The organism is Dietzia sp. IBK-p2-16D, assembly GCF_057773085.1.
Genome location: NZ_JBYMTL010000005.1, coordinates 152,384 through 175,369, shown reverse-complemented (window position 1 = coordinate 175,369; position 22,986 = coordinate 152,384). Strand labels below are relative to the sequence as shown.

General features: G+C 70.4%; 22 protein-coding genes. 14 read left to right on the top strand and 8 right to left on the bottom strand.

Features of this window, described 5'->3' with window-relative positions; all coding sequences use genetic code 11:
* The first annotated feature begins 18 nt into the window (after positions 1-18).
* From AC3DE3_RS12190 to AC3DE3_RS12180, 3 genes are read left to right on the top strand one after another with little or no spacing between them, the layout of a single operon-like run.
* Positions 19-705 (top strand): TetR/AcrR family transcriptional regulator, encoded by a 687-nt coding sequence (locus tag AC3DE3_RS12190; protein ID WP_488370242.1) that lies wholly within the window; start codon positions 19-21, stop codon positions 703-705.
* Positions 702-1,484 (top strand): enoyl-CoA hydratase/isomerase family protein, encoded by a 783-nt coding sequence (locus AC3DE3_RS12185; protein ID WP_488370147.1) that lies wholly within the window; start codon positions 702-704, stop codon positions 1,482-1,484. The genes AC3DE3_RS12190 and AC3DE3_RS12185 overlap by 4 nt, the downstream gene beginning before the upstream one ends.
* 2 nt (positions 1,485-1,486) lie before the next feature.
* A complete protein-coding gene (locus AC3DE3_RS12180; RefSeq protein ID WP_488370146.1) occupies positions 1,487-2,407 on the top strand; it encodes a 3-hydroxyacyl-CoA dehydrogenase family protein in 921 nt (306 codons plus the stop codon).
* Between the two features lie 16 nt (positions 2,408-2,423).
* Here AC3DE3_RS12180 and dmpG read toward each other — a convergent pair whose 3' ends face one another.
* The 3 genes from dmpG to AC3DE3_RS12165 form a co-directional block, all read right to left on the bottom strand.
* A complete protein-coding gene (gene dmpG, locus AC3DE3_RS12175; protein ID WP_067711758.1) occupies positions 2,424-3,488 on the bottom strand; it encodes a 4-hydroxy-2-oxovalerate aldolase in 1,065 nt (354 codons plus the stop codon).
* A gap of 5 nt (positions 3,489-3,493) precedes the next feature.
* On the bottom strand, positions 3,494-4,411 hold the full coding sequence (locus AC3DE3_RS12170) for an acetaldehyde dehydrogenase (acetylating) (RefSeq protein WP_253003178.1): 918 nt from the start codon (positions 4,409-4,411) through the stop codon (positions 3,494-3,496).
* Positions 4,412-4,500: 89 nt separating this feature from the next.
* Positions 4,501-6,048, bottom strand: a complete 1,548-nt coding sequence (locus AC3DE3_RS12165; protein ID WP_488370145.1) for an HNH endonuclease signature motif containing protein — start codon at positions 6,046-6,048, stop codon at positions 4,501-4,503.
* Between the two features lie 113 nt (positions 6,049-6,161).
* Between AC3DE3_RS12165 and AC3DE3_RS12160 the strand changes: the two genes are divergently transcribed.
* Positions 6,162-6,929, top strand: coding sequence for an IclR family transcriptional regulator (locus tag AC3DE3_RS12160; protein ID WP_488370144.1), 768 nt, complete (start codon positions 6,162-6,164; stop codon positions 6,927-6,929).
* Here the strand turns inward: AC3DE3_RS12160 and AC3DE3_RS12155 are convergent.
* Entirely contained in the window at positions 6,926-7,711 is a 786-nt protein-coding gene (locus AC3DE3_RS12155; RefSeq protein ID WP_407335648.1) for a 2-keto-4-pentenoate hydratase, read from the bottom strand. The genes AC3DE3_RS12160 and AC3DE3_RS12155 overlap by 4 nt on opposite strands.
* A 51-nt stretch (positions 7,712-7,762) precedes the next feature.
* Here AC3DE3_RS12155 and kstD point away from each other — a divergent pair, with 51 nt between their 5' ends.
* The 8 genes from kstD to AC3DE3_RS12115 all read left to right on the top strand — a co-directional run bounded on the left by kstD (position 7,763) and on the right by AC3DE3_RS12115 (position 16,150).
* Entirely contained in the window at positions 7,763-9,496 is a 1,734-nt protein-coding gene (kstD, locus tag AC3DE3_RS12150; RefSeq protein ID WP_488370143.1) for a 3-oxosteroid 1-dehydrogenase, read from the top strand.
* A gap of 1 nt (position 9,497) precedes the next feature.
* Complete coding sequence (locus AC3DE3_RS12145; protein WP_488370142.1) at positions 9,498-10,358, top strand: MaoC/PaaZ C-terminal domain-containing protein; 861 nt, start codon at positions 9,498-9,500, stop codon at positions 10,356-10,358.
* 184 nt (positions 10,359-10,542) lie between these two features.
* The gene (locus AC3DE3_RS12140) at positions 10,543-10,842 is read left to right on the top strand and encodes a hypothetical protein (RefSeq protein ID WP_488370141.1); all 300 of its coding nucleotides are present in this window, start codon (positions 10,543-10,545) and stop codon (positions 10,840-10,842) included.
* An 11-nt stretch (positions 10,843-10,853) separates the two neighbouring features.
* A complete protein-coding gene (locus AC3DE3_RS12135; RefSeq protein WP_260486681.1) occupies positions 10,854-11,249 on the top strand; it encodes a hypothetical protein in 396 nt (131 codons plus the stop codon).
* The gene (locus AC3DE3_RS12130; protein ID WP_488370140.1) at positions 11,230-12,723 is read left to right on the top strand and encodes a sensor histidine kinase; all 1,494 of its coding nucleotides are present in this window, start codon (positions 11,230-11,232) and stop codon (positions 12,721-12,723) included. The genes AC3DE3_RS12135 and AC3DE3_RS12130 overlap by 20 nt, the downstream gene beginning before the upstream one ends.
* Positions 12,720-13,382: a response regulator transcription factor gene (locus AC3DE3_RS12125; protein ID WP_067711728.1), complete on the top strand. Its 663-nt coding sequence runs from the start codon at positions 12,720-12,722 to the stop codon at positions 13,380-13,382. Before AC3DE3_RS12130 ends, AC3DE3_RS12125 begins: the two co-directional genes overlap by 4 nt.
* Positions 13,379-14,911: an SLC13 family permease gene (locus AC3DE3_RS12120; protein ID WP_260486679.1), complete on the top strand. Its 1,533-nt coding sequence runs from the start codon at positions 13,379-13,381 to the stop codon at positions 14,909-14,911. Before AC3DE3_RS12125 ends, AC3DE3_RS12120 begins: the two co-directional genes overlap by 4 nt.
* A 27-nt stretch (positions 14,912-14,938) precedes the next feature.
* The gene (locus AC3DE3_RS12115; protein WP_260486678.1) at positions 14,939-16,150 is read left to right on the top strand and encodes a glycerate kinase; all 1,212 of its coding nucleotides are present in this window, start codon (positions 14,939-14,941) and stop codon (positions 16,148-16,150) included.
* 39 nt (positions 16,151-16,189) lie between these two features.
* On the opposite strand, the gene AC3DE3_RS12110 is transcribed toward AC3DE3_RS12115, so the two are convergent.
* The 3 genes from AC3DE3_RS12110 to AC3DE3_RS12100 are packed head-to-tail and all read right to left on the bottom strand — an operon-like array spanning position 16,190 to position 17,857.
* On the bottom strand, positions 16,190-17,233 hold the full coding sequence (locus tag AC3DE3_RS12110) for an LLM class F420-dependent oxidoreductase (RefSeq protein ID WP_488370139.1): 1,044 nt from the start codon (positions 17,231-17,233) through the stop codon (positions 16,190-16,192).
* A 10-nt stretch (positions 17,234-17,243) separates the two neighbouring features.
* Positions 17,244-17,588, bottom strand: coding sequence for a hypothetical protein (locus AC3DE3_RS12105; RefSeq protein ID WP_185951186.1), 345 nt, complete (start codon positions 17,586-17,588; stop codon positions 17,244-17,246).
* On the bottom strand, positions 17,585-17,857 hold the full coding sequence (locus tag AC3DE3_RS12100) for a hypothetical protein (RefSeq protein WP_185951185.1): 273 nt from the start codon (positions 17,855-17,857) through the stop codon (positions 17,585-17,587). The genes AC3DE3_RS12105 and AC3DE3_RS12100 overlap by 4 nt, the downstream gene beginning before the upstream one ends.
* A gap of 34 nt (positions 17,858-17,891) precedes the next feature.
* Between AC3DE3_RS12100 and treS the strand changes: the two genes are divergently transcribed.
* Both treS and AC3DE3_RS12090 read left to right on the top strand, forming a co-directional pair.
* Positions 17,892-19,691: a maltose alpha-D-glucosyltransferase gene (treS, locus tag AC3DE3_RS12095; protein WP_260486674.1), complete on the top strand. Its 1,800-nt coding sequence runs from the start codon at positions 17,892-17,894 to the stop codon at positions 19,689-19,691.
* Complete coding sequence (locus AC3DE3_RS12090) at positions 19,688-21,073, top strand: maltokinase N-terminal cap-like domain-containing protein (RefSeq protein ID WP_488370138.1); 1,386 nt, start codon at positions 19,688-19,690, stop codon at positions 21,071-21,073. The genes treS and AC3DE3_RS12090 overlap by 4 nt, the downstream gene beginning before the upstream one ends.
* A gap of 70 nt (positions 21,074-21,143) precedes the next feature.
* On the opposite strand, the gene AC3DE3_RS12085 is transcribed toward AC3DE3_RS12090, so the two are convergent.
* On the bottom strand, positions 21,144-22,796 hold the full coding sequence (locus tag AC3DE3_RS12085; RefSeq protein ID WP_488370137.1) for an AMP-binding protein: 1,653 nt from the start codon (positions 22,794-22,796) through the stop codon (positions 21,144-21,146).
* Between the last annotated feature and the right edge of the window lie 190 nt (positions 22,797-22,986).

The window sequence follows — 22,986 nt, the reverse complement described above, 5'->3', positions numbered from 1 at the left end:
AACCGAGCGGAGGACCACATGACGACACCCGAGGCCAACATCGACGTCGGACGGCAGGGAGCGGCGTCCCGAGCCCGGGGGCGCCGCAAGCAGCTCATCGACGCCGCCGTGGCGGTCATGGAACGCACCGGCTACCACCAGATGTCCATGCAGGCGCTCTCCGAGGAGGCCGGGGTGAGCGTGGGTTTGGCCTACAAGTACTTCTCCGGCAAGGAGGACGTCCTCGAGGCCGCGATCACCGGCATCCTCGAGGACTTCTCCGATCAGATCCAGCCGGCCATCGACGAGGCGGGCGAGTGCCCTGTCGACCGGCTCGCCGCAGGCTTCCGGCGCTACCTGGACATCATCGACGCCAACATTCCGGCGGTGCTGCTGTCCTACCGCGAGAGCGGCACCCTGTCCCCGGAGGGTCGCAACCGGCTCAAGGAACTCGAACTGGCCACCGCCGCCCCGTTGCGATCGGTCATCGAGGACGGGATCGATGCGGGTGTCTTCACTCCGGTGGACGTCGACCTCGTCGTCGTCGACCTGGTCCTCATCACCCACGGTTGGGCCCTCAAGCACTGGTTCTGGTCCCGCACCCACACCCTCGACGAGTACCACCGCGCCCAACTCGGCTTTTTCCTCCACTCGCTGATCGCGCCGGACCAACAGGACCGGTACCGGCGACACTTCACCCCCGACCCTCCAGGAAAACAACCATGACCACGACATATGACACGCTGACGGTCTCCACTGCCGACGGCGTCCGCCTGGTGACGATCACCCGTCCCGAGGTGCGCAACGCCCTGTCCGCCGGTGTCCTCGATGACCTGCAGGACGTCATGGACCGCGCCGAACACGACGACGACGTCGCCGTCCTCATCCTCACCGGGGCCGGAGACAAGGCCTTCGTCGCCGGCGCCGACATCACGCAGCTGCAGCACTACACCGTCGCGACCGGGCTCGAGCACCGGATGCAGAACGTGTTCAACCGCATCGAACACTTCCCCAAGCCCACCATCTCGGCTGTCAACGGGTTCGCGCTCGGCGGCGGGTGTGAGCTGTCCATGGCCTGCGACATCCGCGTGGCCGCGGACTCGGCGCGGTTCGGGCTGCCCGAGACCACTCTCGGGGTGCTGCCCGGCGCCGGCGGCACGCAACGCCTGGCCCGGCTGGTCGGCACCGGCCGCGCGATCGAGATGATCCTCACCGGCCGGTTCATCGACGCCGAGGAAGCCCTCGGGATCGGCCTGGTCACCTCGATCGTGCCGGCCGCCGAGCTGCTGGACCACGCCCGCGAGGTCGCCGGGACCATCGCCGCCAAGGGGCCGCTGGCGGTGCGGCTGGCCAAGCTCGTCGTCCGCACCGGCATGGACGCCGACCTCGGCACCGGGCAGGTGGTCGAGCATCTGGCGCAGGCGATCCTCTACGGCAGCGAGGACAAGACCGAGGGCACCGAGGCATTCCTCGGCAAGCGACGCGCAGAATTCACGGGGCGGTAGCGATGACCGAATCAGTGCAGGAGACGGCCCGGCCGGACGGGATCGATCGTGTCCTCGTGGTGGGCGCCGGGGCGATGGGCTCTCAGATCGCGATGGTGTGCGCCCTGGCCGGGTACCGGGTGGGGCTGACCGACATCGCCGCGGAGGTGCTCGAGGCCGCGCTCTCGCAACTGCGGGCGCGCATGGACCGGAACGTCGAGAAGGGCCGCCTCACTGCCGGCGAGCGCGAGGCCGCGTTCGCGCGGCTCGAGACCGGCACAGAAATGGCCGCGATGGCCGAGGATGTCGACCTGGTTATCGAGGCCGCGGTCGAGAAACTCGACGTGAAGCGCGAACTGTTCGCGGCACTGGACGCGGCCAGTCCGGACGGAGCGATCCTCGCCTCCAACTCATCGTCCATCGTGCCGTCGGCAATGGCGTCGGCGACCGCGCGGCCGGACCTCTTCTGCAACATCCACTTCTTCAATCCGGCGCTGGTGATGGCCTGCGTCGAGGTGGTGCGCGGTCCGGAGACGTCGGACGAGACCATGGACACGGCCGTGCAGTTCGTCCGGTCGATCGGCAAACAGCCCGTGATCCTGAACCGGGAGATCCCCGGTTTCGTCGCCAACCGCATCCTGAATGCCGTCCGAGACGAGGCGCTTCATCTCTACGAGGACGGATACGCCGACCTCGAGTCGATCGATACCGCCTGCCGCACCGCTCTCGGTTACCCGATGGGCCCGTTCGAACTCATGGACCTCACCGGCCTCGACATCGGTTATCACGTCAAGCAGGCCAGGTACGCCGAGACCGGTGATCCGGCCCATGCACCGCAACGCACGCTCGCGGAGCGGGTGGAGCGCGGTGATCTGGGCCGGAAAACCGGTCGCGGGTGGTACGTCTATTCCGACACGGGGCAGAAGGTCGGCGTCAACACCTGACCGAGCCCCGGGAGGATCAGGCGTTGGCCCGCTCCTTCTGGATCTCCAGCGCGATGTCGATGAGCTGGTCCTCCTGGCCGCCCACGAGTCGACGCTCACCGGCGCGGAGGAGGATCTCCGAGGCCGGCACGTCGTACCGCTGCGCGTGGCCCTCGGCGTGCTTCATGAAGGACGAGTAGCAGCCGGCGTAGCCGAGCATCATGGCCTGGCGGTCGACGACGCACTCGCTCGGCATGAGGGGGCGCACCACGTCCTCCGCGGCGTCGGCGATCTTGAAGAAGTCGACGCCGGTGGTGATGCCGAGCTTGTCGCACACGCCGACCAGCGCCTCGACGGGCGTGTTGCCCGCGCCGGCGCCGAACCGACGGGTGGAGCCGTCGATCTGCTGGGCGCCCGCGCGGATGGCCATGATGGAGTTGCCCACGCCGATGTCGAGGTTCTCGTGGCCGTGGAAGCCGACCTGGGCGTCGTCACCGAGTTCGGCGACGAGAGCCGAGACGCGGTCGGAGACCTGGTCCATGACGAGCGCCCCCGCCGAGTCGACGATGTAGACGCACTGGCAGCCGGCGTCGGCCATGATCCGGGCCTGCTTCGCGAGCACCTCCGGCGGCTGGGTGTGGCTCATCATGAGGAAACCGACGGTCTCCAGGCCGAGGTCGCGGGCGTAGCCGAAGTGCTGGATCGAGACGTCGGCCTCGGTGCAGTGGGTGGCCACGCGGCAGATCGACCCGCCGTTGTCCCGGGCCTGGAGGATGTCGTCCTTGATGCCCAGGCCGGGCAGCGTGAGGAACGCGATCTTGGCCTGCTTTGCGGTCTCGGCCGCGACCTTGATGAGGTCCTGGTCGTACGACTTGGCGAAGCCGTAGTTGAAGGAGGCGCCGCCGAGGCCGTCGCCGTGGGTGACCTCGATGACCGGGACGCCGGCGCCGTCGAGCGCGGCGACGACGTTGCGAACGTCCTCGACGGAGAACTGGTGCCGCTTGTGGTGCGAACCGTCGCGGAGCGAGGAGTCGGTGATGCGGATGTCGAGCTCGGCGCTATAGGCGCGGGCGTGGGCGTTGTGCGGGTTGGTCGTATCCATGTCTGTCACACTCCGAGCTTGGTCTTGGCGATGTCCTCGCCGACCTTGGTGGCGGCGGCGGTCATGATGTCGAGGTTGCCGGCGTACGGCGGCAGGAAGTCTCCGGCGCCCTCGACCTCGACGAAGATCGCGACGCGGGCCATGCCGCCGGTGATCTCGGTGGGAGGGTCGAACTGCGGCTCCTGGAGTAGGCGGTAACCCGGCACGTACTCCTGGATCTCCTTCTCCCGCGTGCGGATGGCGGTGGTGATGAGGTCGTGGTCCGCATCCTCGGGGATGGCGCAGAAGATCGTGTCGCGCATGATCATCGGCGGCTCGGCCGGGTTGAGGATGATGATGGCCTTGCCGCGCTTGGCGCCGCCGACCTGCTCGATCGCCAACTTGGTGGTCTCGGTGAACTCGTCGATGTTGGCGCGGGTGCCCGGGCCGGCCGACTCGGAGGACACGGAGGCGACGATCTCGGCGTATTCCACGGGCACAACCGAGGACACGGCGTGGACCATCGGGATGGTGGCCTGGCCGCCGCAGGTGACCATGTTGTGGTTGGGGGCGTCGACGTGCTCGTGGAGGTTCGCCGGCGGGATGACCATCGGGCCGACCGCGGCCGGGGTGAGGTCGATGGCGATGATGCCGGCCTCTTCGTACTTGGGCGCGTAGGCCTTGTGCACGTACGCGCTGGTGGCCTCGAACAGCAGGTCGGGCTTCTCGCCACCGGCCTCGATGGAGGTGAGCAGTTCGTCGGCGCCGCCCGCCATGCAGGTGAGGCCGTGGTCGGCGGCGCGCTTCATGCCCTCGGACTCGGCGTCGATGCCGATCATCCACTTGGGTTCGATGTACTCGCTGCGCTCGAGCTTGTACATGAGGTCGGTGCCGATGTTGCCGGACCCCACGATCGCGGCGGTCAGCTTGGTCTTGTCTGTCATGACGGAAGTGTCGCGCGGGCGGGCCCGTGCGACAACAGAGTGTGCCACTCAGTGAAATTCCGGCACTCCAGGGCTGGGCCCGCCGGCATTCAGGCCGGCCGTGCGCGCGCCCGGGCCGCGCCCGGAGGGTTCGTGAGGTGACCGTCTGCGCTGATGAGCCTGTCTGCGAAGGCGTTCCACTCGCGTTCCCGTATGGCGTCGCGCGCACGGGCCAAGGGGCCCTTGGGTCTGGTGCGGTGTTGGTGTCCGGTGTCGGTGAGGATGATCAGTTCGCCGAGTGGGCCGGGCCTGTAGGCGTTGGTCCCGAACGTCTTCTCCCGGTGGTGTTTGCGGCACAGGCAGACGAGGTTCCACTCGGTGGTCGGCCCGCCGAGCTCGGGGTCCTTCGTGTTGAACGCGATCACATGGTCCACGTCACAGTCCTCCGCGGGAACCGAACACCCCGGGTGGCGGCAGGTGCCGTCGCGCATGCGGATGCGCTCCGCCATCGCGGGGGTGATCAGGTAGCGCAGGGCGTGTTCCGGGGAGTCGAGCACGCCGGGGGCGGGGTCGACGAGTTCGAACCGCACGCGTGCGTCGTCGCCCTCCAGCAACTGCTGGCACAACCAGGAGTAACTGCTGTATGCGCCGTGCACGAATTCCACGCGGTTGGGCAGCCCCTGCGCGGCCGCGGCGATCACGCTCACCCGGATCGGCCGGCCGGCTGCGGCGGCGTTACCGAGCGACGGCCTGGGCATGTCCGCACCCACGGTGACCTCACCCAGCTCGATCGATCCGTCGTCCCCCGGGCCGGAGTCCGTCCCGCCGGCGTCGGCGGGCGCCGGGGCCGGGGCGGGCGCCGGGGCGTACACGGCGAGGGAGGCGAGAGCGTCGGCACGCAGCTGATCCAGCGTGCCGGGCAAGCCGTCTCCGGAGGCAGCGCGGGCGTCGGTCTCGATACGTCCCCGCAGCAACTCCGCATCGGCCAGAGGCAGCTTCGCCCACATCGAGGCCATCCCGTCCCGGCCCGACCGGAACCGGACCGTACGCGTGAGCGCCGCCCGGGCCCGGGCATCCTCGGCGCCCTCCGGGTCGAGCCGGCCGACGGCCTCATCGATCCGGCCGTCCACCGAATTGCGAGTCGGCCGGTCACCGCCGTCCAGGTCGTCGACGATGCCCGCCACCACCTCGTCCTCCACGTCCGAGATGATCGAGTCGGGCACCTCGGCCAGCTTGCAGGCGATGTCGATGGCGAGCTGTTCGGGAACGACCCCGCGCTCCACCGAGGCCCGCAGTCGCGCGAGCCGCGAATGGATCTGGACCCCGGCGGTGACCAGACGCGCGGCGTGCCAGCACGTGAGCTGACAGGCCGCCACGAGATGGTCACGAGCCCTGGACTGCGGGTCCAACCGTGCGTATGCCGGACGTGCACGAGCACCGCTCCCGGCGACCCCTTCGGCGCGGTCGACGCCCGTGCCGACCTCGTCCGCCCGGGACATCTGCTCGACCAGGGCCGCTGCCGCCTCCAGCCTGGTGGCACCTGCCCGGTTCTGCGCCAGGGTCGCGGCCCGTGCCGCCTCGCTCACCGCCGTCGAGTCGAGCCCGCCCAGGGATTCCGGAACCGCGAACAGTGACCTCGTCGTCGACAATTCCCCCACCTCCGGCGTGCTCGATCTAGAACTTGCGTTCGATACTATGACCCGGCAGGTGTTAGCGCAAGCGTTCGATCCGCCCGGCCTCCCGTGTCCGACCCGCGCGCTACACTCGCCGCATGACCGAGCCCCCCTCCTCTCCCGTCGACCGCGCCTTCGAGGTGCTACGCGCGACGGCGGGCGGGACAGGGATGACGCTCAGTGAGATCGCGCGCGAGACCGGGCTGGCCAAATCCACGACGCTGCGCCTCCTGGTCGCGCTCGAGCGCAACGACGCGGTGACGAGGATCGGGCAGCGCTACCGGTTGGGGCCGTTGGTGCACGAGCTGGACCCGATCCCGGTCTCGCCGGCGTACGAGCGGATCCGCCGGGTGCTCACACCGTTCCTCGCGCACCTCTTCGAGGCCACGCGCGCGACCGTTCACCTGGCCACCCTGCACGGCGACGAGGTGGTCTACCTCAACAAGTTGCACGGGCCGCGGCCGATCCCGTCGCCGTCGAGGATCGGCGGCGGCCTGCCGGCGTACTGCACAGGGGTAGGAAAGGCGATGCTGGCGTTCGACGAGGCAGCGGCCGAGCGCGTGGCGCAGGGGCCGTTGGTCGAGTGGACGGACACCACTGTGACCTCCCCCGACGCCCTGGCGGTGGAGCTCGCCGAGATACGACGGAGGAGACGCGCGATCGACCGCGCCGAGCTCACGCCCGGCCTGTACTGCGTGGCGGCGCCGGTGTTCGACGACGACGACGACGAGGAGCTCGCAGGCGGGACGCGGGCCGTCGCCGCGTTGTCCGCCAGCGCGGCGGACGAGAGCGCGCTGGCCCGGCTCGAGCCGCTGGTCACCCGCGTCGCCGCGGCGGCCGGTCGCGCGCTGGCCGCGGACGGTTAGCGGAAGTCCATGGTGACGTCGCCAAGCCCGGCGAACTCGGCGCGGAAGCTGTCGCCCGGGGCGGCGTCCATCGCGCGGATCGCGGTGCCCGGCAGGATCACGTCACCCTTGCGCAGACGGACACCGAACTTGGCGACCGTCGACGCGAGCCACCCGACCGAGTTGAGCGGGTTACCGAGCACCGCGTCGGAACGCCCGGACGCGAGGAACTCGCCGTTCTTGTAGAGGGTCGCGTCGATCGCCGCGACGTCGATGTCCGCGAGCCGGACCCGCTGCTCGCCCACCACGTAGCCACACGACGAGGCGTTGTCCGCGATCGTGTCGGGCAGCGTGATCTTCCAGTCCCGGATGCGGGAGTCGATCAACTCGATCGAGGGGACGACCCACTCGATCGCCGCGGCGGCCTCCTCCTGGGAACATCCCTCCGGCGGGATGTCGGCGCCCAGGATGAAGCCGACCTCCACCTCGACCCGCGGGAAGCAGAACCGGGCCGCCTCGATCGCGGTGCCCTCGGGGTATTCCATCGTGTCGAGCAGATGCCCGTAGTCGGGCTCGTCGACGCCCATCATCTCCTGCATCGCCTTGGACGCCAGGCCCACCTTGTGGCCGGTCACCACCGCGCCGGCATCGAGCCTGCGGCGGATGTTGACCAGCTGGATCTCGAAGGCGTCGTCCGGGGTCATGCCAGGATGGTCGTCGGTCAGCGGCGCGATCGGCGCGACGTCCGACTCGGCGTCCCAGAGTCGCTGGGCAAGTGTGGCGCGGGTCTCCTCGTTGAGCATGAGGGGGATGCTACCTGGGCCGTCTGGCGCCACGGCGCTCAGTTCTATAACGTGTTCTACATGGCAGACCAGGAATTCGACGTCGTCGTCGTCGGCAGCGGTGGAGCAGGCATGACGGCCGCCCTCGCTGCAGCAAAGAAGGGCCTCAGCGTGGTCCTCGTAGAGAAGGCCCCGCACTACGGAGGCTCCACCGCGCGCTCCGGCGGCGGCGTGTGGATCCCTAACAACTCCGTGCTCCGACGCGACGGCGTCCTGGACACCCCGGAGGCGGCCCGCACGTACCTCCGCTCGATCATCGGCGACGCGGTGGAGCCCGAGAAGATCGACACCTACGTCGACCGCGGTCCCGAGGTCCTGGACTTCGTCCTCGCCAACAGCCCCCTGCGGTTGGAGTGGGTCAAGGACTACTCCGACTACTACCCCGAGGCTCCCGGTGGGCGTCTCGGCGGCCGGTCCGTCGAGCCCAAGCCGTTCGACCTCCGCCAGCTCGGGTCCGAGGCCGACAAGCTGGAGCCCGGTTACGCCAAGGCGCCGGTCAACATGGTGGTGATGCAGTCCGACTACCGCTGGCTCAACCTCCTCCAGCGTCCGCACACCAAGGGCATCAGGCGTTCGATCCGGGTCGCCCTCCGGATGTTCCTCGCCAAGGCGCGCGGGCAGAACTCGGTGGGGATGGGTCGCGCGCTCATCGCCGCGATGCGCAAGGGCCTGCTCGACGCCGGCGTTCCGGTGTGGCTCGAGACCCCCATGACCGGCCTGGTCACCGAGGGTTCGGGCACCCAGGAGCGCGTCGTGGGCATCACCGTCACCCGCGGCGGCGAGGAGGTGACCCTCCGTGCGCGGCTCGGTGTGGTGATCGGGTCCGGTGGCTTCGAGCACAACCAGGAGATGCGCGACAAGTACCAGCGTCAGCCCATCCCCACCTCGTGGACCGTCGGCGCCGCCGCCAACACCGGTGAGGGCATCGAGTACATGGAGAAGGCCGGCGCCTCGCTGTCCTTCATGGAGGACTCCTGGTGGGGCCCGTCGATCCTGCTGCCCCGCGGCCCCTGGTTCGCGTTGGCGGAGCGGTCGCTGCCGTGCTCCTTCATGGTGAACTCCCGAGGCGAGCGGTTCATGAACGAGTCGCTGCCCTACGTCGAGGCCGGCCACAAGATGTACGGCGGCGAGTTCGGACAGGCACCCGCCGGGCAGGAGGGGACGCCCGGCGAGAACGTCCCGGCCTGGATCATCTTCGACCAGGAGTACAAGAACAGGTACCTCTTCGCCGGTCTGCAGGCCAAGCAGCCGCTGCCCAGGAAGTGGCTCGAGACCGAGAACTTCCACAAGGCGGACACCCTCGCCGAGCTCGCCGATCTCATCGGCGTGCCGGCGGAGGCGCTGGAGCGGACCACCGAGAAGTTCAACGGCTTCGCCGCCAAGGGCGTCGACGAGGACTTCAACCGCGGCGAGTCGGGGTACGACCACTACTACGGCGACCCGACCAACAAGCCCAACCCGAGCCTCGGCCCGGTCCGCAAGGCGCCGTTCTACGCCGCCAAGATGGTGCCCGGCGACCTCGGCACCAAGGGCGGCGCGAACACCGATGTCCACGGCCGGGTCCTGCGTGAGGACGGCTCCGTGATCGAGGGACTCTACGCCGCGGGCAACGCCTCCTCGCCGGTCATGGGTCACACTTACGCCGGCCCGGGCGCCACCATCGGCCCCGCGATGGTCTTCGGCTACCTCGCCGTGGAGAACATGCTGGCCTCCACCCCCACCACCACCGCGAAGACGGGAGTCTGACGTGCCGATCGACCTCGACAAGGCCCTCGGGGCCGAGCTCCCCTCGCAGGAGTTCTCCTGGACCGCCTCCGACGTGGCGCTCTACGCCCTGTCGGTGGGCGCCGCCGCCGACCCGATGGACACCACCGGTCTGGAGTACGTCCACGACACGGCGCCCAAGGTGCTGCCGTCGTTCGCCACCGTCGCAGCGACGATGAACGTCACCGAGGCGCCCCGGGTGTCCTTCCCGGGCGTCGAGATCGACCTGGCCAAGGTCGTCCACGGCAGCCAGTCCGTCACGCTGCACCGGCCCATCCCGGCGGCCGGAACGGCGACGACGACGACGACGATCGCCGAGATCCAGGACAAGGGCTCGGCCGCGGTGATCATCCAGGAGTCCGAGACGGTCTCCGCCGACGGTGAGAAGCTGTGGACCTCGCGCTCGGGCATCTTCGCCCGCGGCGAGGGGGGCTTCGGCGGCGATCGCGGGACCTCCGAGAAGGTCGAGTACCCCGAGCGGGAGGCCGACCACACCATCGAGGTGGCCACGCTCCCCCAGCAGGCGCTGTTCTACCGCCTCTGCGGCGACCGCAACCCGCTGCACTCCGATCCCGCGTTCGCGGAGGCAGCCGGGTTCCCCCGCCCGATCCTCCACGGCCTGTGCTCGTACGGCCTGCTCCTGCGGGCGGTCGTGGATCAGGTGCTCGGCGGCGACGTGGCGCGCGTCGGCGGCTACGGAGTCACCTTCGGCGGCATCTTCTTCCCCGGCGAGACCATGCGCATTCGGGTGTGGGAGGAGGGCTCGCGACTGCTCGTGGCGGCGACCGTCGCCGAGCGCGACGACGCCCCCGTGCTGAAGAACGTGGTGGTCGACCTCGCCTGACCGGCGCTGGTCGCCCCCTCGGCGGCAGCCCAGAGCACCCGAGAACACCCGAGAACACCCCGCGGTCGACCACCGCGGGGTGTTCTCGCGTCCGGCCGACACCGGCGCCCGCCGAGGTGCGACATGAAGACTCCGTCATGGAGGTTTCATCAACCCGTCATACCGGGCACCCAGGATGGCACTCATGACAGAGAACAACAGCCTCCGCACCGTCCTCCTCGCCCTGTCCGCCTCCGCCGCCCTCATCCTGTCCGGATGCGGCGCGGGGAATGACGCCGGGAGCAATGCCCCTGCCTCCGAGACCACCACCGTGACCGCGCCTGCCCAGTCCGTCGACGGGACCGCGGGAGCCGCCGCCCCGTCGACGGACGACGACCTGGATCATCAGGACGATGACCGGGACGACGACGACCGCGACGACCGGGACGACCGCGACGACCGCGACGACGACCGGGACAACGACGACGACGACCTCGACGACTGACCGGGCCCGCCATGTCTGAGTTCACGCGCAAGCTCGCCCTCATCGCCGCGGTGGTGCTCGTGCCCGCCGGACTCGCACTGGGCGCCGTGGCGATCGGTTCCGATACCGGCGCCCCGCCCGTCCGGGTCGAGGACGCGACGGTCGACCTGCACGCGCCCCCCGGCCAGCACGGGCGTACCTCGTCGTCGTCATCTCCCACGACGAGCTCCTCCCCGACCACCACCTCATCCCCCGGCGAGGCACCGGCGTCGGCGCCCGCGCCGGCACCGGCACCGGCACCGGCGCGACCGGTGCCCGTGCAACCGGTTCAGCCGGTGGTGCCCTACTACGGAGACGACCGGGATGACGACTGGGACGATGGGTGGGACGACGACGGGGATGACTGGGATGACGACTGGGACGACTGAGACCGGCGCCGCCGAACGGGCGGACGCCACCTCGATCCCGGCGCGGTGGCGGATCGTCGGGTGGATCGTGCTCACCACCGCCCTGGTGCTGCTCGCACTCGGTCTGACGCTCCGGACACTGCTCATGGCCGACGTCGACCGGACCGCGAACGCGGACGTGGTCCAGGAGCTCGACGAGTTCCGCGCGTTCGTCCGGGAGGGCGTCGATCCGACGACCGCAGAGCCGTTCGACGATCCCGAACGACTGCTGCGGCTCTATCTCAGCCGCCAGATCCCTGCGGCCGACGAGGTCCACCTGGGGATGGACGAGGCCAGGGTGTTCGCCGTGGACCGCTCCGCCGGCGATCCGAGCCCCTACGACCTCGCGGCCGATGCGGAACTCCTCGAGACCATCCGGGCCTCGGCCGCCCCGTCGGGCATCGCCGACAGTCCTGTCGGCCCGGTCCGGTGGGGCAAGATGACCATCGCCGCCGGTGAGACACCGGGCGGGGCGGACGCGGCCGCCGGCGAGTCGACGTTCGTGATCGCCGTGTTCACCGGGCCGGAACGTGCCGAGGTGGACTCCACCATGCGCGTCTTCGGCTGGGGGTCGCTCGGCGGCCTCGCGCTGACCGCACTGTTCGGCTACCTCGTGGCCGGACAGATCCTCGCGCCCGTCCGAGAGGTGCGCCTGGTGGCCGAGCGGATACAGGAGAGCGACCTCGACAGCCGGGTTCCGGTACACGGTCGCGACGACATCTCCCAGCTCGCCGAGACGTTCAACGCGATGCTCGACCGGATCGAGGGTGCCTACGACACCCAACGTCGGTTCGTCGACGACGCCGGTCACGAGCTGCGGACTCCGATCACGGTGATCCGCGGTCACCTCGAGACGATGGATCCCGACGACGACCCCGCCGCCCGCGCCGAGACCCTCCGCCTCGTCGACTCCGAACTCGACCGCATGTCCCGGATCGTCTCCGACCTGCTCACCATGGCCAAGTCCGAGCGACCCGACTTCGTCAGGCCCCGACCCGTCGACGCCGCCGAGCTGCTGCTGGACATCGAGTCCCAGGCCCAACAGCTGGGCGACCGCCGGTGGGAACTCGTCGAGATCGCCGAGGGCAGGGCGTCCGTGGACCCGCAGCGGATCACCCAGGCCGTGCTCCAGCTCGCGTCCAACGCGGTCACCCATACCGAGGTGGGCGACCGGATCCGGATCGGGTCCCGGTGGGTCGACGGCCGCCTGGTGATCTCCGTGGCCGACGAGGGCCCCGGGGTCGCGCCGGAGGACGCCGAACGCATCTTCCGCCGCTTCGACCGCGGCACCGCCGGGACCTCCGGTTCCGGTGGCGCCGGCCTCGGACTGGCCATCGTCACCGCGATCGCGACTGCCCACGGAGGCACCGTCACCCTCGACTCCACGCCCGGTCACGGCGCCACCTTCGCCGTCGACATCCCCGTTCCAGACCGCCCTCAGGAGGCCCAGCCGTGAACCGCATCCTCATCGCCGAGGACGACGCCCGGATCGTGTCGTTCCTCCAGAAGGGCCTGCACGCCGCCGGCTTCGTCACCTCCCATGTCGCCGACGGCCGCTCCGCCCTCGAGGCCATGCGGGCCGGCGACCACGACCTGGTGGTCCTCGACATCGGCCTCCCGCTGATGGACGGGTTCGAGGTGCTCGCCACCGCCCGCGGGTCGGGGATCACGACGCCGGTCGTCGTTCTCACCGCCCGCGACTCGGTGGACGACACCGTCCTCGGCCTGGAATCCGGGGCCAACGACTACCTGGCCAAGCCGTTCCACTTCGCCGAACTGCTCGCCCGGGTGCGTATCCGGCTGGGCGAGCGCGGTGAGTCAGCGGAGGCCACACCCGTCCTGCACCACGGCGACCTCACCCTCGACCTGCTCACCCGGATCGCCACCGTCGCCGGGCGACCCGTCGAGCTGACGAGCCGGGAGTTCGCGATGCTCAAGGTGTTCCTCAAGCACCCGGGCCAGGTTCTCTCCCGGGAGCAGATCCTGGCCCATGCCTGGGGATACGACTTCGATCCCGCCTCCAACGTCGTCGACGTGTACGTCCGCACACTGCGCCGCAAGATCGGCGCCGAACGGCTGGTCACCGTCCGCGGGGCCGGATACAAACTGTCGTGACCACCACCGTCCACCACCGGACCCCGGGGCCCGGTGGGTCGTCCCCGCATGCCCGCAGCACCCCGCGGCGCGGGCTCCGGCCGAGCTCTTTCCGGCCATCCACGCGGGTGCTCCGCGCGGCCGTCGCCGCCCTGGTCCTCGCCGCCGGTGTCGTCGCGCTCGCCGTGGCCGGCCCCGACGCCGGGGCGTCCGCGATCCCCACCCTCACCGTGTTCGCGGCGGCGGCGTGGTTCTGGGTGTTCACCGATGTCGACGACACGTTCGTCGCGCTGGGAGCGGCCGTCGTCCTCACCGTTCTGGGCATCTCCGACCCCGACGCCCTGTTCGGGTCCCTCGGCGACGACACGATGTGGCTGCTCATCGCGGCGTTCATCATCGCGTTCGCGGTGTCCGCGTCGGGACTCGCCACCCGGGCGGCGGTGTTCGTGGTGACCGGTGCCCGCGGGCCGCGGAGCCTGGTGCACCTGCTCACCGCCGCGCTCTTGGCGACGGCGTTCGCCGTCCCCGCCACGTCCGGGCGGGCCGCGCTCGCGTTGCCGGTCTTCCTGGCGCTGGCCAGGGTGCTCGCGGACCGGCCGGCGCTCGTGCGGATGCTGGCACTGCTGTTCCCCACGGTGATCCTGCTGTCCGCCGTCGCTTCGCTCATCGGGGCCGGCGCCCACCTCATCACCGTGCAGTTGCTCACCACCGCCGGCCACGAGGGGCTCGACTTCGCGAACTGGCTGATCCTCGGACTGCCGCTGGCGCTGGTCTCCTCGCACCTGGCCGCCGAACTCGTCCTCCTGCTGTTCACCACCTCCGAGGAACGCGGCCGCGGGCTGCAGATCGGGGTGTCGGAGTTCGAGGCCGCCGGCGCGGGCCGGGTGACGGGTCCGCTCACGGTCCAGCAGTCCCGCACCGTGTTGTTGCTCGCGGCGATGATCGTGCTGTGGTCCACCGAGGCACTCCACGGGGCGCCACCGGCGTTGATCGCCCTGATCGGCGCCCTGGTGGTGACGTCCCCGCGCTACGGCGGGGTCGAGCTGGGGGACGCGGTGAAGAAGATCCCGTGGGCCCTGCTGCTCTTCATGGCGGCCACCGTCACGCTCGGCCACGCCCTGGGCACGTCCGGCGCGGCGGACCTGCTCGCCCGGGTCGCCCTGGGTCGGGTGCCGGACTCCGGGCCGGTCGCCGGCGCGGTGTTCGTGGTGGCAGTGGTGGTGGTCTCCGCCCTGTCGCACCTGGTGATCCAGTCGCGCTCGGCCCGGTCCGCGGTCCTCGTGCCGATCGTCCTGTCACTCGCGCCGGGAGTGGGCGTGTCCCCGGTTGCGGCCGCCCTGTTGTCGACCGCCGCCGCGGGCCTCTGCCACACGCTGCCGTCCTCCGCCAAGCCGGTGACGATCTTCGCGGGTGTGGTCGACGTGCCCACGTTCGAACGTCGTGACCTGCTCCGACTGTCCGCCTGGCTCACCCCGCTGATGTGTGTGGTGTTCCTGGCTTTCGCCTGGTGGGTGTGGCCCGTCCTGGGCCTGCCCCTATTCCTGTCCTGAACCCCCTCCCCCTGAAGGAAATGACTCATGTACCTGCCCGATCGCATTCTCGTCGCCCCGTCCGGCTTCAAGGAGTCCCTCGACGCCATCGAGGTGGCCGACGCCATCGCCGCCGGGGTCCGCCGCGCATTGCCGGGGGTGCACGTCTCGACGCTGCCGGTGCCCGACGGTGGGGAGGGGACCGTGTCGATCCTCGCCGCCACGACCGGTGGCGTGACGACCGAGACGGTGGTCACCGGTCCCGTGGGGCTCCCGGTCACGGCGACGTGGGTGATGCTCGGCGGGAGCGGGCCGCGCACCGCGGTCATCGAGATGGCCGCGGCAGCCGGGCTGTCGCTCGTGCCGCACGACCTGCGGGATCCGGGCGAGACCACGACGCGTGGCGTGGGCGAGCTCATCGCCGCCGCGCTGGACGCCGGTGCCGACCGGATCGTGGTGGGCTGCGGCGACTCCGGGACGTGTGACGGCGGGGTCGGGGCCCTCGCCGCGCTCGGGGCGCTGATCCTCGACGACGACGACGAGGTGCTCCCCGACGGTGGCCGTCACCTCCACCGGGTGGCGCGCGTGGACCTGTCCCCTGTGCATCCGCGGCTGGCCCGCGTGCCCGTCGAGCTGGCCTGCAATGCGACCAACGTCCTGTGCGGACCCCGCGGGGTGGCCCGCGTGTTCGGCCCGCAGAAGGGGGCGACCCCGCACCAGGTCTCACACCTCGAGCGGGGACTGGAACGGTGGGCCGACGTGCTCCGGCGCGACGGGGTGGGCGCCCCCGGTGGGCTCGACCTGCGGACGGGAGCCGGGACCGGTGCGTCCGGCGGGCTAGGGGCCGGCCTGGCAGGTGGGCTCGGTGCGGTACTGCGCTCCCGATTCGACACCCTGCTCACCCCGGACCTGCTCGGGGCGGACCTGGACGCCGAGATCTCCGCCGCCGACCTGGTGATCACCGCCGAGGGGGCGATCGACTTCCAGACGCCCCGGGGCAAGGTGCCCGCCGAGGTGGCGCGCCGCGCCGGGCTGGCCGGAGTGCCGGTGATGGCGATCGCCGGGTCGCTGGGCCGGGGGGCGCCGGATGTCCACGACATCGGCATCGGTGCCGTCACCTCGATCATGGCGGTCCCCATGCCCCTGGCCGACGCCGTCGCCCAGGGTCGACGACTGCTGGTCGAGGCCACCGAGCGGTCGATGCGCATGCTCCAGCTCGGGGCTGCGGTGTCCCGGCGGGCCGGGGACCGCGTGGCCTGAGACAGCACTGCCTGAGACAGCACGGCCTGACCCGACGGTTCAGCAGAGCTCGCGGAACTGCTCCACCAGCCGGAGACGACCCGGGGCGTCGAGCGCCATCGGGGTGACGGTGAGGGTCGTGGCCCCGGCCTCGCGGAACGCCTCGACGCGCTCGGCCACGTACCCCGCCGGGCCGATCAGCGAGACCGAGCGGACCAACTCGTCGGGCACGGCCGCGGCGGCCTCCTCCTTCTTGCCGTCCAGGTACAGGTCCTGGATCCGGGCGGCCTCGGCCTCGTAGCCGTAGCGGCAGGCGAGCTCGTTGTAGAAGTTCTTGCCGCGTGCACCCATGCCACCGATGTAGAGGGCCAGGTGCGGGCGCACGAAGTCCAGGTAACCCGGAACCTCGCTCTCCTCGCAGATCGCCAGTGCCGGCCCCGCGTAGACCTCGAGCTCGCCCAGCGAAGGATCACGCTTCTCCCGGCCCTTGGCCAGCGCGTCACCCCACGCCACGTCCGCCTTCTCCGGGTGGAAGAACAGCGGTTGCCAGCCGTTCGCGACCTCGGCCGCGAGCTCGACGTTCTTCGGTCCCAGGGCGGCGAGGATGATCGGGATGTTCTCGCGCACGGGGTGGTTGATGAGCTTGAGCGGCTTGCCCAGTCCCGTGCCCTGATCGGCGGGCAGGGGGATCTGGTACTTCTTCCCGTCGTGGACGACCTTCTCGCGGCGCCACACCTTGCGGCAGATCTCGATGATCTCCCGCGTCCGGGCCAGCGGCGCGTCGTACTTCACGCCGTGGAAACCCTCGACCACCTGCGGCCCGGAGGCGCCCAGGCCGAGGGTGAAGCGGCCGTCGGAGACGAAGTCCAGGCCGGCCGCGGTCATCGCGGTCAGGGTCGGCGTGCGTGTGTAGATCTGCAGGATCCCCGAGGCCAGCTCCATGGTGGACGTCTTGGCCGCGAGGTAGCCCAGCTGGCTCACCGCGTCGAACGAGTAGGCCTCGGGGACGAACGCGATGTCGAGTCCCGCCCGCTCGAGGTCGGCGGCCTCCGCGGCCGTCTCGGCGAACCCGCCGCTGTAGTTGAGAGCCATTCCGATGCGCATGGGCGCAACGCTACCGGGGGGTCCGGTCGCCGCGGATCACCGCGTCGACCTCGCCGCCGATCCGCACGAACACGCCGACACGGCGACGCAGTGGCGAGTCGGCGCGTTCGTAGCCCACCAGCCGCATGCCCGCCCCGGAGGCCACCTCGAGGACGGTGCGCTCGGGCAGGTCTACGTCGGAGGTGGGGACGACGACGAGGTCCGCGGTCCCCAGCATCCGGGCGAGTCGCAGTCGCCGCGCCGGTTCGTCCCCCCGGCGACGCAGCCACCGGCGCACCGCCACCACGCAGGCCGCGATCCCCCACGCGACGAGCGGCAGCAACGCCACTATCGTGAGCGCCCAGCCGGGGCTCACCGCCCGACCTCCACGCGGGCGAACCGCATCGGTTCGAGCCACGGGCCACGCTGCACGAGCGCCCGCGTGCCCCCCACGGGTTCCAGGCCCCTGGACCGGGCCGCCGCGTAGATGACCGACCGGGGAAGCCGCAGTTCCCAGGGGCGCAGGACCACCTCGTCGTCGTCGCCGTCGAGTCGCACCGCCAGCGCACGGGCGCGCCGGCCGTGCCGGTCCCGGTGGGACCGCTGCAGGTCGCGGATCCGCGTCGTCGGGTCGATTTTCCGCATGCAACGGATCGTACGGGGCCGTAGGCTCGCCCCCATGGCACCGAAGCCCAGCCTTCAGTCCGAATCCCACCCCGGCGATCCCCGTGCTGCCGAACCGGAGCTCACCGACGACGGGCACGTCGTCGAGCCCAGCGCGGACGACTACCGTCACGCCACCGAACTCGAGATCAACCACGACTGGTACAAGTCCGCGGTGTTCTACGAGGTCCTGGTCCGGGCCTTCTACGACTCGGACGGCAACGGCACCGGCGACCTCCGCGGCCTCATCGAGAAGCTCGACTACCTCGAGTGGCTGGGCGTCGACTGCCTGTGGCTGCCGCCGTTCTACGACTCGCCGCTGCGCGACGGCGGGTACGACATCCGCGACTTCCGCACCGTGCTGCCGGAGTTCGGCACCGTCGAGGACTTCGTTGAACTCCTCGAGCAGGCCCACAGTCGCGGGATCCGGGTGATCACCGACCTGGTCATGAACCACACCTCGGACACCCACGCGTGGTTCTCCGAGTCCCGCGCCGACCCGACCGGCCCGTACGGCGACTTCTACGTGTGGTCCGACGACGACACGCGGTACCCGGAGGCCCGCATCATCTTCGTCGACACCGAGTCCTCCAACTGGACCTACGACCCGGTACGCGGGCAGTTCTACTGGCACCGCTTCTTCTCCCACCAGCCCGACCTCAACTACGACAACCCCGAGGTCCAGGAGGCGATGATCGACGTCCTGCGCTTCTGGCTGGACCTGGGCATCGACGGCTTCCGACTGGACGCCGTGCCCTACCTGTTCGAGCGCGACGGCACCAACTGCGAGAACCTGCCCGAGACCCACGAATTCCTGCGCAAGTGTCGTGCCGTGGTCGAGGAGGAGTTCCCGGGTCGCGTCCTGCTGGCCGAGGCGAACCAGTGGCCCGACGACGTGGTGGACTACTTCGGCGAGTCCGAGGTGGGCGACGAGTGCCACATGGCGTTCCACTTCCCGCTCATGCCTCGGATCTTCATGGCGGTGCGGCGGCAGTCCAGGTTCCCCGTCACCGAGATCCTCGCCCAGACCCCGGACATCCCGTCGTCGGCGCAGTGGGCGATCTTCCTGCGCAACCACGACGAGCTGACACTCGAGATGGTCACCGACGAGGAACGCGACTACATGTACGCGGAGTACGCCAAGGACCCGCGGATGAAGGCCAACATCGGCATCCGCCGGCGTCTGGCCCCGCTGCTCGACGGCGACACCAACCAACTCGAGCTGTTCACCGCACTGCTGCTCAGCCTCCCCGGTTCGCCGATGCTGTACTACGGCGACGAGATCGGCATGGGCGACAACATCTGGCTCGGCGACCGCGACGCCGTCCGCACGCCGATGCAGTGGAGCCCCGACCGCAACGCCGGGTTCTCCCGCTGCGATCCGGGCCGGTTGTACCTACCCGCGATCATGGACCCCCTGTACGGCTACCAGGGCGTCAACGTGGAGGCGCAGATGAACTCCACCGCCAGCCTGCTGCACTGGACGCGGCGCATGATCCACGTCCGCAAGAGCCAACCGGCGTTCGGGCTGGGCGAGTTCACCGACCTCGGCGGGTCCAATCCGTCGATCCTGTCCTACCTGCGCACGCTCGACTCCGACGGCGCGGGCACCGACGTGATCCTGTGCGTCAACAACCTGTCGCGGTTCCCGCAGGCGGTGCGCCTGGACCTGGCGGAGCACGCCGGTCGCCAGCCCGTCGAGCTCACCGGCGGGGTGCCGTTCCCGGAGATCGACGCCGATCCGTACCAGCTCACCCTGCCCGGATACGGGTTCTACTGGCTCGAACTGCGCAGCACGGAGGAGGGACCGAGATGAGCATCTCCCCGGTCGACGACGACACCCTGGCGCGACTGCTCACCGACTGGCTGCCCGAGCAGCGGTGGTTCGCCGGTAAGGGCCTCGAGCTCACCGGGGTGCGCATCACCCGGCGCGAGGTCTTCCTGGATGATCCCGAGGTGCTGGTCGAGCACCTGTTGGTGGATCTCGAGGTGGACGGCCGGCCGCAGCGCTACCAGGTGCCGATCGCGACCGCGGCCGAGCTGCCCGGGGACCGGCGGGCGTTCCCGCTGACCCCGGAGGGCGCCTCCCCCGTGGTCTACGACGGACTGCGCGACCGCCGCGGCACCGAATCGCTGCTCCGCCACCTGGCCGGGCAGGACGAGGTGGGCGGGCTGCGGTTCCGGCTCGTCGCCGACGCCACGCTTCCCGAGCCCACGTGGGGGCGGCTGTTGGAGGGCGAGCAGTCCAACTCGTCACTGGTGTTCGGCGACGACCTCATGGTGAAGGTGTTCCGGCTGGTGCAGCCGGGTGTGAACCCGGACGTGGAGCTCCACGCCGCGCTGGCGGACCGGGAGTGCCCGGCGGTGGCGGCGCTGCGGGGCTGGGTGGAGTTGGACGACGACGAGGCCGCCGCCGGCGACACCGGAGCCGAGCCCACCACGCTCGCCATGGCCCAGGAGTTCATGGCCGGCGCGGCGGACGGGTGGGCGATGGCCACGGCGAGCGTCCGCGACCTGTTCGCCGAGGCCGACCTGCTCGCCGAGGAGGTCGGCACCGACTTCGCCGACGAGAGCTTCCGGCTGGGCGCCGCCGTGGCGCAGGTGCACGAGGACCTGGCCGCGGCGACCGGGGTGAGCACGCGCGACGGTACCGACCTGGTGGCGTCGATGCGTGCCCGGCTCGACGCGGCGGTGGCGGAGGTGCCGGAACTGGCCGCGTACGCAGACGCCGCCCGGGCGGTGTTCGACGAGGTCGCGGGGTCGGGACCGGTCCGGGTGCACCGCATCCACGGCGACCTCCACCTGGGGCAGACGCTGCGGGTGCCGGACCGGTGGATCGTCATCGACTTCGAGGGCGAACCGGCCGCGCCCCTGGCCGAGCGGCGGGTACCGGACTCGCCCGCCCGCGACGTGGCCGGCATCCTGCGCAGCCTCGACTATGCCGCACAACACACCCTGGTCGGCGTCGAGGACCGGCAGCTGCGCTTCCGGGCCCGCGAATGGCGCGACCGCAACGTCGACGCGTTCTGCGCGGGGTACGCCGAGGTCAGCGACCACGACCCCCGGGACTCCGGGGCACTGTTGCGGGCCTACACCCTCGACAAGGCGCTGTACGAGGTGGTGTACGAGACGCGGAACCGACCCGGGTGGGTCGCCGTGCCGATGGGCGCGGTGGAGCGCATCCTCGCCACCGGCTGAACGTGCGCGGCCGGGCCCGCTGCTGCGGGCCCGGCCGGGCGGGTGGGCGGCGGAGGGGCGCCGCGGGGCGTCAGTTGCTCGAGATCCGCTCCTTGGCCCACTTGTAGTCGGCCTTGCCCGCGGGCGAACGGCGGATCTCGGGGACGTCGACGATCACCTTGGGGACCTTGTAGTTCGCCAGGGACTCGCGCAGGAACGCCGAGAGCTCCTCCGGCTCGGCCCACATGCCCTCACGGAACGAGACGACCGCGGCGACCTTCTGGCCGTAGCGCTCGTCGGGGGCGCCGGCGACCAGGGCGTCGTGGACGGCCGGGTGCGCCTTGAGCGCCTGCTCGACCTCCTCCGGGAAGACCTTCTCGCCACCGGTGTTGATGCAGCCTGAGCCGCGGCCCAGGAACACGATGGTCCCGTCCTCGCGGACCCTGCCCATGTCACCGAGGATCGACACGCGGCGACCGTCGACCTCCGGGAAGGTCTTGGCGGTCTTCTCCGGGTCGTTCCAGTAGCCCACCGGGACGTGACCGCGCCGGACGATGTACCCGATCTCGTCCGAGCCCGGCTCGATCGGCTGGTTCGACTCGTCGATCAGACCCAGCCGCGGCCCGGGCGGCAGGAGCATCTCGCCGTCCTCGTTCAGGCTCATCTCACCGTCGTTGCCGGACTCGGAGGCCCCGAAGTTGTCACGGATGATGACGTTCGGGAACTCCGCGACCAGCCGGTCACGCGAGGTCTTGGACCAGATACCGCCGCCCGAGGCGACCATGAACAGCGAGCTGAAATCCTTGGTGTCCTTGGCCGCGAGCAGGGCGTCGGTGATCGGCACCGCCATGCCGTCGCCGACGAACATCAACAGCTGGGCCTTGAACTCGGCGGTCGAGTCCACGATGACCTCGGCGTCGAAGTCGCGGAACATGACCAGATGGCCACCCAGGTTGACGAAGGTCAGCAGGGTGAACAGGCCGGCGCCGTGCATCAGGGGTGCCGAGATGACGATCTTGAAGCCGCCCTCGGGCGAGACGTTGTCGGCGACCTCCTGCGGGCTGTGCCGCTTGTCGCCGTACGGGTTACCGCCGGACAGGCACGCGTAGTAGTAGTCCGACATGTGCCACTGGACGCCCTTCGGGAACCCGGTGGTACCGCCGGTGTAGACGATCCAGTGGTCGTCGCCGCGGGCCGGCTCGAAGTCCCGCTCCACGGACTGCTTCGGCAGCTCGGCGTCCACGTCGACCACCGTGAGGCCGCTCTCGGCACAGGCCTCGGCGAGGACCTGCGGGACGCCGCCCACGACGAGGACCGTCCGGGCGGTCTCCAGCTTGGGCACGGCGGCGGCCATGGTGTCCGCGAACTCCGCGTCGACGACCACGGCGACCGACTGCGAGTCGTTGAAGAGGTAGACCAGTTCGGCCGGGGTGTAGCGGTAGTTGACGTTGATCCCGGCCACCCGGATCTTCATGCAGGCGACGATCGCGGCCATGTGCTCGGTGCTGTTCTTCATGTACAGCGCGACGTGGCTCCGCGGCTCCGCGCCGTGGGCCTTGAGCAGGTGCCCCATCCGGTTGGCGAGCTCGTCGATCTGACGGTAGGTGAAGTCGACACCGTCCATCGTGAGCAGGAGGTTGTCGGGGATCTTGTCGGCCACGGCCTCGAACACGGCGGCCTGGTTCATCTCCGGATTCGTCCCGGCGAGGGGATCGGTGGACTGGTCGGCTGCTGTATCCGTCATCGGGGCGGGTCCTTTGCACGCGGGGGGCTAACTGTGTCGTCTCTCACATTGTTACCTGAACTTGTTCTCGTGTCCAGACGCAGGGCTGACCTGCGCTGATCCCGGAGAGTTGGAACAGGTTCTATTAACTATAGGCTGCCACACCGGCACGTCGGTGCAGCGGCGTGGCCGGGGAACGCCTAGATTGCGC